This is a genomic window from Lysobacter zhanggongensis (assembly GCF_046638635.1).
In the GTDB taxonomy this organism is placed as follows: domain Bacteria; phylum Pseudomonadota; class Gammaproteobacteria; order Xanthomonadales; family Xanthomonadaceae; genus Novilysobacter; species Novilysobacter luteus.
This window is the reverse complement of the sequence record NZ_JBJXHK010000079.1, coordinates 1-8,705: the sequence shown is the minus strand read 5'-3', so window position 1 is coordinate 8,705 and position 8,705 is coordinate 1. Positions and strand designations below refer to the sequence as shown.

The following is an 8,705-nucleotide window of genomic DNA, read 5'->3' as shown; positions in this document are numbered from 1 at the left end:
ACGGCTGGTCGCGATCGAGGCACTCGGCGCGCTGGCCGAGGACATCGACCGCAGCGCCCTGCGGCTGCACCGCGCCTTCAGCGAGCCGCGCGCGACGCGCCGGTCGTTGCGGGTGTTTCCCGACATCGCCACCGCGGTGGAGACACGCGTGGCCAGTGGCGGGATCGAGGTGGCGGCCGCGCGCCTGCTGGTGGAGCGCGGCGTCGCCCCGGCGCGCTTCGACGGGTCCCAGGGTGGCTACACCTGGCGCAGCGACCCGCGCCTGACCCGGCCGACCGCGATCCGCATGAGCGAGGACCAGGTCCGCGACCTGCTCACCGCGATCGAGTGCCCGACCCGCGTGGTCTATGCCAACCCGGCCCAGCCGTACTTCCCCGAAGCACTGCGGCGCGCGCGCTTTGCCTGCCTGCGCCACGGCGAGCTGGTCGTGCTTGACGGCGGACACCACCTGCACATGGAACAGCCCGAAGCGGTCACCGCGGCGATCGGCGGGCACTTCGCCGGGCCGCGGCATTGAGCGTGCGCGGTACCGCTAGGGAGCTTCGCGCAGCTGCACGCTGATCATCGAAGTGTCGCCCTCCCGCCCGAACGACAGCGCCGCGTGGCGTTCGTCCTTTTCCCAGGCCAGCATCGCGCCGTTCTCGTGCTCCATCGCCATGACCTGCTTCCAGCCCTGCGCGGCCATCCGCTCACCGGCATCGCGGCGGAGCGCGTCGACCGGGCTGTCGCTGCTCATGCCGATCATCCACATGCCGTCGGCGTCGACCACGCTGCGCACCCGGTAGTCCGCGGGACGCCAGACGTCGTCGGGGAAGCCGGCCGGCAGGTCGAGGTCGTCGCCATGGCTGACGGTGGCCTTGCTGCCGTCCTCGCCGGTGAAGGTCATCCGGTCGCCGTCGCGCTCGACCTCCAGCTTGCCGTCGCTGGCGGCGCGGACCGCGGCTTCGGTGGCGGCGTCTTCCATCGACTTGCCGCAACCGGCCAGCGTCGCCAGCACGGTAGCGGCCAGCGCAACGGCGATCAGCGGACGCAGGACAGGGATCGGCTTTGCTGTGGTGGACATCGCGGGCCTAAAGGTGTCGCCGGCACGGGCCGGCATTGCAGCCAACGCGAACGCGCGGCCGCCGGGGACACCTGTAGCCCAGGACGCGGGTCAGGAGATGTGTCTGCGCATGCGTCAGGACGCGGGTGACGGCGCCAACAGCGCGCGCAGGCCGGCTTTCAGCCGGGTACCTTCCGTCCGGAAGTACGTGCGCTCGTCGCGCCAGGCCGGGAAACGCGCCTCGACCGCGGCCCAGAAGGCCGGCGAGTGGTCGTGGTGCAGCAGGTGGCACAGCTCGTGGACCAGCACGTACTCGAATGCCGACGGGCGTGCGAGCACCAGTGCCAGGTCCAGCGCGACTGTTCCGTCGGGCGCGAGCGACCCCCATTGCGAACGCATCGGCTTGAACCGGAACCGGCGTGGCGCGCGTGGCCGGCCGTCGACCTGCAACCGGTCGAGGTAGCGCGGCAGCCAGTGGCCGACGTCGGCGCGTGCCTGCGCCTCGTAGAAGTCATGGAGCGCGCGGGCCAGTGCCGGTGCGCCGGCCCGTGCGGAGACGGTGAACCGCCAGCCCGCGCCATCGCCTGCAGGTTGCACGCCGGTGTAGCGCCCGGCCACCCATGTCAGCGGCTGGTCCTGGCCACGCAACGGCAGCACCGACGTGTCGAACGGCTGCAGCCGCGGCAGGTCGACCGGCNGGAGACGGTGAACCGCCAGCCCGCGCCATCGCCTGCAGGTTGCACGCCGGTGTAGCGCCCGGCCACCCATGTCAGCGGCTGGTCCTGGCCACGCAACGGCAGCACCGACGTGTCGAACGGCTGCAGCCGCGGCAGGTCGACCGGCACGTGGCGGTTGAGTTGGGAAGCGAGCCAGTCGCGGTGCGCGATCGCGAAGCGCTCGGCGGTCGCGGCGCTGGCCCGCGCGGGCAGGGTGAGCCGCGCGCCCCGGTCGTCGACCGTCAGCTTGATCCGCCGCGCGCGTGGGTCGCGCACGCGCTCAACCTCGATCGTCCGGCCGTCGGCCAGTGCCAGCGTGAACGCGTCGCGCTCGATCGTGCGCGGTTTGGCGGCCAGCAGGCGGAACGGGTTGGGCATGGGGGGATGGTGGACGAACCGCTGGGTCCTGTCCCGCGGGATCGGCACGCCGACCCGCGGACGGATGCCGGCCGGGCTAGTCCGCCTTGCTCAGCTTCATCGCCGATTCCAGCACGGCGAACAGCCGCTTGACCTCGGCGCTCATCAGCGCGAAACGCGCATCCAGCTCGGCGCGCGCGTCATCGGCGTTGTTGTTGTCGAGCTCGTCGACCGCGCCGTCGAGCAGCTTGAACTTGCGCACCACCAGGTCGTCGCCGAGCACGAACGAGACATGGTCGTCCAGGCTCAGCGCCAGCCGGGTGACCTGCTTGCCGGTTTCCAGGTGGCGGGCGATCTCGTCGCTGTGCAGGTCCATGCGCTGCACCTTGACCACCGCGCCCTGGTCGACCGGGTCGCGCAGCTCGCATTCGTCGCCGATCGACAGCCCCTCGGGCAGCGGCTCGCCGGCGACCCAGCCGGTCAGGATCGAGCGCGGCGCGATCTCGGCGTTGAGTGGCAGCGCCGGGAAGCTGCCGAGCGCGCGCCGCACCTCGCTGCAGACGTTCTCGGCCGACTTGCGGCTGGAACTGTCGATCGCGATCACGCCGTGGCCGGTGTCGAGCAGGGCATCGGTGCGGCTGGGCTTGATGAACGCGCGCGGCATCAGGTCGGTGATCAACTCGTCCTTGAGCCGCTTGCGGGTACGCCCGCCCGGGCGGCGGCCTTCCTTCTGCTCGATTTCGTCGAGCTTGCGGGCAAGCATCTCGTTGACCACCGCGCCCGGCAGCAGCCGGTCTTCGCCGCCAATGGTGATCCAGATGGCATCCCCCTGGCGCCCGGCCAGGACCTCCGCGTCACGCCCGTACGGCGATACGAAGCCGCGGCTGGACAGTTCCAGCGGACCGACCGGCTTGAGCTGGCACTGGTCCAGGCCGGCGTCGAGATCGTCGAGCTTGGTGGTGGAGGGGAAGCGGAAGAAGGTCAGGTTGCGGAAGAACATGCGGAATCCAGTTGGAGGTGCGTCCGGAGGCGCGCCGCACGCGCCGCGCCACGGAGCGGCGCGGAGGCGGGGCGGGCGGCAGGGGTCAGTCGGCGGTGGCGGGACGGGGTGCCAGGCCGAGGAAATCGAACAGCTTCGGGTCGCTGAGCTGGGACGGCCGGATGTCGCCCAGCGCGCGGGCGATGGTTTCGATCCGCCCCGGGGTCTCGCGCTCCCAGTCGGCCATCATCCGCTGCACCTGCTTGCGCTGCAGGTTCTCCTGCGAACCGCACAGGTTGCACGGGATGATCGGGAAATCCTTCAGCCGCGCGTAGCGGCCGATGTCGGCTTCGGCGACGTACGCGAGCGGCCGGATCACTACATGCCGGCCGTCGTCGCTGAGCAGCTTTGGCGGCATGCCCGAGACCTTGGCATGGAAGAACAGGTTGAGGAAGAAGGTCGCCACCAGGTCATCGCGGTGGTGGCCCAGGGCGATCTTCGTGAACCCGTGCTCGGCGGCGAAGGTGTACAGCGCGCCACGCCGCAGCCGCGAGCACAGCGAGCACATCGTCTTGCCCTCCGGGACGACGCGGGTGACCACCGAGTAGGTGTCCTGCTCGAGGATCCGGTAGTCGACCCCGATCGATTCGAGGTAGCCCGGCAGCACGTGCGCGGGGAAGTCGGGCTGCTTCTGGTCGAGGTTGACCGCGGTGATCGAGAACGACACCGGCGCCTTCTTCTGCAGCTGCAGCAGCACGTCCAGCATCGTGTAGCTGTCCTTGCCGCCGGACAGGCAGACCATCACCCGGTCGCCGTCCTCGATCATTCCGAAGTCGGCGATCGCCTGGCCGACCTGGTGCCGCAGGCGCTTGCCCAGGCGCTCCAGCTCGCCGGCGCGCGGGACCGGCTCGGCCAGCGGCAGGGTGTCGGCGGCGCCGGTGGGCGTCGGGTCAAGCAGGGGCAAGGGGGTGTTCATCAGGTGGACGATTCTACCGGGCGTCCGTCGCACGGACCGGGCCGACGGTCGCGGCGGGAGTGGGCCAATCCAGCGGGTTCCCGGCACGTGCGGCCCGACGACTGGCCGCGGGGCGCCACCGCGCACGGGAACGGCGGCGCGCTAAGCTGGCCGCCATGACCGAAAGCGATGATCCCGCCGAGATTGCCCGACGCCTGGCCGCGCTGCGGCTGGAGCACCGCGACCTCGACGTCGCGATCAGCGGCCTGTCGACCCTCGCCGGCCACGACGACCTCGCCCTCAAGCGCCTGAAGCGCCGCAAGCTGCAACTCAAGGACGCGATCGCCCGGCTGGAAAGCGCGCTGATCCCCGACGAGCCGGCATAAGCCTGCAGTCTCCCGGATGCCACGGTAGGAGCGACGTCAGTCGCGACCCTGAGGCATGGTAGGAGCGACGTAAGTCGCGACCCGCCGAACCCGGCCGAAGCGTCGTTGGCGGGCAGCGGGCCAGCTCCACGGAGCGGCTTCCTCCGCCAATGCGGTAGCCGGTTTTCAACACCTTCCCGACCGATGTACAGGTCGCGACTTACGTCGCTCCTACGGGCGGAGGCTGCGCGGGCGGTCGCGCAAGGGCGGCGGTACGGGTAGGACGGTGGCGCTATTGCGGCCGGCGGTAGCCGCCGCGCACGCCGTCCTTCGACAACACCCATTGCCACAGCTGCAGTTCGCGCGCGCGGAAGGCGCCGGCGCACGACAGCAGGTAGTAGCGCCACTTGCGCCGGAACGTCTCGCCCAGCCGCTCGGCGAAGCGCGGCCAGGCCGCCTCGAAGTTGTCGTGCCAGGCCATCAGCGTGCGGTCGTAGTCGGCGCCGAAGTTGTGCAGGTCTTCGCAGACGAACACGCCATCGATCGCGTCGCCGATCTGACCGATCGAGGGTGTCTCGCCATTGGGGAAGATGTGCTTGTCGATCCAGCGGTCGGGCACCGCGTCGCGCCGGTTCTTGCCGATCGTGTGCAGCAGGAAGAGCCCGTCGTCGGCCAGGCAGCGCGCGGCGACCTCCATGTACTGGCGGTGGTTCTTGCGCCCGACGTGTTCGAACATGCCGACGCTGACGATCGCGTCGAAGCGGTCATCCAGCTCGCGGTAGTCCTGCAGCCGGAACGTCAGCGGCAGCCCGGCGTAACGCTCGCGTGCCCACTCCGCCTGCTCCCTGGAAACCGTCACGCCGACGCCTTCGACGCCGTGGTGGCGCGCCGCGTAGCCCATGAAGCTGCCCCACCCACAGCCGATGTCGAGCACCCGCATCCCCGGTTGCAGCCGCAGCTTTCGGCAGATCAGTTCGAGCTTGGCCTCCTGCGCCGCCGCCAGCGTGTCGGCATCGCGCCAGTAGCCGCAGGAGTAGGCCATCAACGGGTCGAGCATGGCCTCGTAGAAGTCGTTGCCGAGGTCGTAGTGGGCGCGGCCAACCTGCCAGGCGCGGGTGCGGTTCTGCCGGTTGAACAGGCGGACCTGCAGGGCATGCCACGCCAGCCGCGCCGGCTGCACCTCGCGGTCGATGTGGGCGCGCAGCAGGTGGTCGAAGAACGCGTCGAGCCGCTCGCAGTCCCAGGCCCCGGCCATGTACGCCTCGCCGAGCCCGAGGTTGCCCTCCGCCAGCGCCCGCTCCAGCGCGCCGGGATCGTGCAGCCGCATGTCCCACGGGCGGTCGCCGTCGATGCGGATGTCGGCCCGGCCGAGCAGGCCGGCGACCAGCTGCTGCGGGGCACTGTCCAGGCGTGCGATGGCGTCGGTCGCGGTCGTTTCGGTGGGGTCGGGCGTGTCCGTGACGTCGTCGGAGACGGCGGTGTCGGGCGGCGGCACCATGCGCGATTCCTCGTGCTGGGTCGCGGCACACGCCCGCGGAAACCCGCGGCAGGGCGATGGCGGCCGGCCCGCGACGACTCCGGTCGCGCCGGGGCCATCGTAACGCCGCCGTTGGAGCGCTGCAGCCGCTGCCGCGCCGTCAGTCGGCCGGCATCGCCTCGCTGTCGGGCCGCGCCGCCTCCGGGCTGACCTTCTCGATGCTGTGGCGCAGTTCGCGGCCGAGGATGAACTTGGCGTCGCGCGCCCAGGCCTCCAGCCGCTGGTCGAATGCCAACTTGCCGTTCTCGTCGACCCAGACCAGCTTGAGCTGGCGCAGCTTCTGGATGAAGCCGCGGAACAGGGTCTTGTCGAAGAACTCCGGCGCGGCCGGCGCGTACAGCAGGCTCAGGCGCTGCGCGGCGAGCTGGCACAGGCTCTCGAGCTCGCCGGCCGACAGCGTGCCGGCGCCGTTCTTGGCCAGCACCGAAATCGCGATGTAGTAGCGCTCGAACGCCTGTTGCAGCGAGTGGCCGATCGCGCGCAGGCGGAACACCTCGTCGCTCTGACCGGTGTTGCGCGCGAGGATGCCGCCGTCCTCGTCGTTGACCCGCTCCAGCAGGCCCTCGCGGACGAACACGTCGATCGTGCCGGTGAGCCGGCCGACGAACTCGTCGTCGCTCCACGGCAGGAACAGCTCGGACTGCAGGAACGGGTACACGCTGCGGCCGAGCCGGAGCACGCTGTCCTGCGCCATCCGCCGGTTGTTCTGGAAGCAGCAGGCCACCCAGGCCGCCGCCGTGAACAGGTGCAGCACGTTGTTGCGGAAGTAGCTCAGCAGCACCGCCTTGTCGCCGCCGACGTGCAGCACGTCGCCGAGCGGGTGGACGGTGCGCGTCAGCACGTTGATCTCCTCGCCGTGGGCGACGATCTCGGCCGGCGCGTGCGGGGTGACGGTGACCCGGTCCGAGTAAGGCAGCTCGGCCAGCAGGGTCTTGGACAGCGCGATCTGCGCGAGCAGGTCGGACTCGCCCATCGCGTGCTTGGGCGTGGACAGCAGCGCCAGCGCCAGCAGGTTGATCGGGTTCACGTCGGCGGCGCGGTTGACGTTGACCTGGATCCGGTCGGCCAGCGCATCGACCGTGTTGGACAGCCAGATCGGCTTGTCGTCGTCCGACACCGCGCTGCCGTCCCACCCGGTCGCATGCTCGGCCAGCACCTCGCCCAGCCGGATCGGCTCGCCGAAGTTGACCACCACTTGGCCGTAGTTGCTGCGCAGCACCTTGGGGATGCCGGTGAGCAGCTGCCAGATCGACTCCTTTTCCTTCGGCTTGCCGGTCAGCTCGTCGAGGTAGCTGTTGCCCTCCATCAGCTTCTCGTAGCCGATGTAGATGGGCTGGAACAGCACCGGCCGGGTCGGCTGGCGCAGGTAGGCGCGCACGGTCATCGCCAGGGTGCCGCCCTTGGGCGGCAGCAGCCGGCCGGTGCGCGAGCGTCCGCCCTCGATGAAGTACTCGATCGAGTAGCCACCCGCGACCAGCTGCGCCATGTACTCGCGGAACACCGCCGAATACAGCGCGTTGCCGCGGAAGCTGCGGCGGGCGAAGAACGCGCCGCCCTTGCGCAGCACGGTGCCGATGACCGGCAGGTTGAGGTTGATGCCGGCGAAGATGTGCGGCGGCACGATGCCCTTGGTGTAGAGCAGGTAGCTCAGCAGCAGGTAGTCCATGTGGCTGCGGTGGCACGGCACGTAGACCACCTCGTGGCCCGGCGCGGCCTGCTTGAGCTTGTCCAGGTGATGGACGAGCACGCCGCGGTAGATCCGGTTCCAGACGAAGGTCAGCAGGAAGCTGGCCGACCGCACGACCGGATGCGAGTAGTCGGCGGCGATCTCGTAGGCGTAGCCGTGGGCCTTCTTCCAGGCCTCGGCCGGGCTGGAGTTGTCGCGCCGGGCCTGGTCGGCGATCGCATCCTTCACCGGCGGGGCGGTGAGCACGCGGTCGACCAGCAGCCGCCGGGTCGACAGGTCGGGGCCGATCACCGCAGCACGGATCAGCCGGAAATGAGTGCGCAGCACGCGCGAGAGCTTGCGGACGGTGCGCTCGGGCGGCAGGTCCTCGGCGATGATCGAGCGCAGGTTGACCGGGGGGGCGAAGCGCACGGTGGTGTCGCGGCCGTTGAGGGCGATCGCGAGCAGCCGGCGGAAACGCCCGACCAGCGCCCAGTTCTCCGAGAACAGCACGCTGAACCAGCCGCTCTGCTTGTCCGGCGCGCGGCCGACGAAGATCGACACGGGGACCAGCTGGACGTCCAGCGCCGGGTCCTCGCGGTGCGCTTCGAGCAACCGGGCGAGCGAGCCGGAGTGGGTCTTGGCCGACGGCGGCGCGCTGCCCAGCGACTGCTGCAGTGGCGCCAGCGCACTGACGTTGCGGCGCGACAGCGCCACGTAGGCCCGCTTGCGTCCGATCGGATCACCCGGCAGCGGCTGCAGCGGCGAGGGCAGGCCGGTCTCGCGGCAGGCCCGGTCGAGGATCAGCGCGTTGGACAGGCCGTAGTCCTCCAGCACGTAACAGACCGGCCGGCCCTCGAGCTCCGGGGCGTGGTTGACCGGGTCGGCAGGCTCGATCGTCAGCGACACCCACGGCTCCATCACCCGGCCCAGCAGGCGCGACCACAATGGGCGGCGCTGGGCATCGGACGAACGGCGCACGAGGGGCGTGCGTGGTTCGGCCACCGGCGGCGGCATCGGCAGCTCGTCCTGGGTGGCAGGCGGCGCGGTGCGGCCGGGCATGCCACCGAGCGTGGAGCCGGGCTCGA

The 8,705-nt window shown here is 70.7% G+C and carries 8 protein-coding genes and 1 pseudogene; 2 read left to right on the top strand and 7 right to left on the bottom strand.

The window, feature by feature from the left end; all coding sequences use genetic code 11:
• A partial coding sequence (locus ACKVMH_RS11255; protein WP_412700353.1) for an alpha/beta fold hydrolase occupies window positions 1–517 on the top strand: 517 nt, incomplete at its 5' end.
• A 15-nt stretch (window positions 518–532) separates the two neighbouring features.
• On the opposite strand, the gene ACKVMH_RS11250 is transcribed toward ACKVMH_RS11255, so the two are convergent.
• The 5 genes and pseudogenes from ACKVMH_RS11250 to ttcA form a co-directional block, all read right to left on the bottom strand.
• Complete coding sequence (locus tag ACKVMH_RS11250) at window positions 533–1,063, bottom strand: hypothetical protein (protein WP_412700352.1); 531 nt, start codon at window positions 1,061–1,063, stop codon at window positions 533–535.
• A 114-nt stretch (window positions 1,064–1,177) separates the two neighbouring features.
• Window positions 1,178–1,696 (bottom strand): annotated as a pseudogene (locus ACKVMH_RS11245) (M48 family metallopeptidase); the annotation flags it as partial.
• The gene (locus ACKVMH_RS11240) at window positions 1,666–2,136 is read right to left on the bottom strand and encodes a YgjP-like metallopeptidase domain-containing protein (protein ID WP_412700351.1); all 471 of its coding nucleotides are present in this window, start codon (window positions 2,134–2,136) and stop codon (window positions 1,666–1,668) included. The pseudogene ACKVMH_RS11245 and the gene ACKVMH_RS11240, both read right to left, overlap by 31 nt.
• Window positions 2,137–2,212: 76 nt before the next feature.
• Window positions 2,213–3,115, bottom strand: a complete 903-nt coding sequence (locus ACKVMH_RS11235) for a recombination-associated protein RdgC (RefSeq protein WP_412700350.1) — start codon at window positions 3,113–3,115, stop codon at window positions 2,213–2,215.
• 85 nt (window positions 3,116–3,200) lie between these two features.
• The gene (gene ttcA, locus ACKVMH_RS11230; protein ID WP_412700349.1) at window positions 3,201–4,070 is read right to left on the bottom strand and encodes a tRNA 2-thiocytidine(32) synthetase TtcA; all 870 of its coding nucleotides are present in this window, start codon (window positions 4,068–4,070) and stop codon (window positions 3,201–3,203) included.
• 155 nt (window positions 4,071–4,225) lie between these two features.
• Between ttcA and ACKVMH_RS11225 the strand changes: the two genes are divergently transcribed.
• Window positions 4,226–4,435 (top strand): YdcH family protein, encoded by a 210-nt coding sequence (locus ACKVMH_RS11225; protein ID WP_215219165.1) that lies wholly within the window; start codon window positions 4,226–4,228, stop codon window positions 4,433–4,435.
• 271 nt (window positions 4,436–4,706) lie between these two features.
• Here the strand turns inward: ACKVMH_RS11225 and cfa are convergent, their stop codons facing one another.
• The gene (gene cfa, locus ACKVMH_RS11220; protein ID WP_412700354.1) at window positions 4,707–5,822 is read right to left on the bottom strand and encodes a cyclopropane fatty acyl phospholipid synthase; all 1,116 of its coding nucleotides are present in this window, start codon (window positions 5,820–5,822) and stop codon (window positions 4,707–4,709) included.
• A 229-nt stretch (window positions 5,823–6,051) separates the two neighbouring features.
• Window positions 6,052–8,705, bottom strand: a 2,654-nt coding sequence (plsB, locus tag ACKVMH_RS11215) for a glycerol-3-phosphate 1-O-acyltransferase PlsB (protein ID WP_412700348.1), incomplete at its 5' end; no start/stop codon positions are given.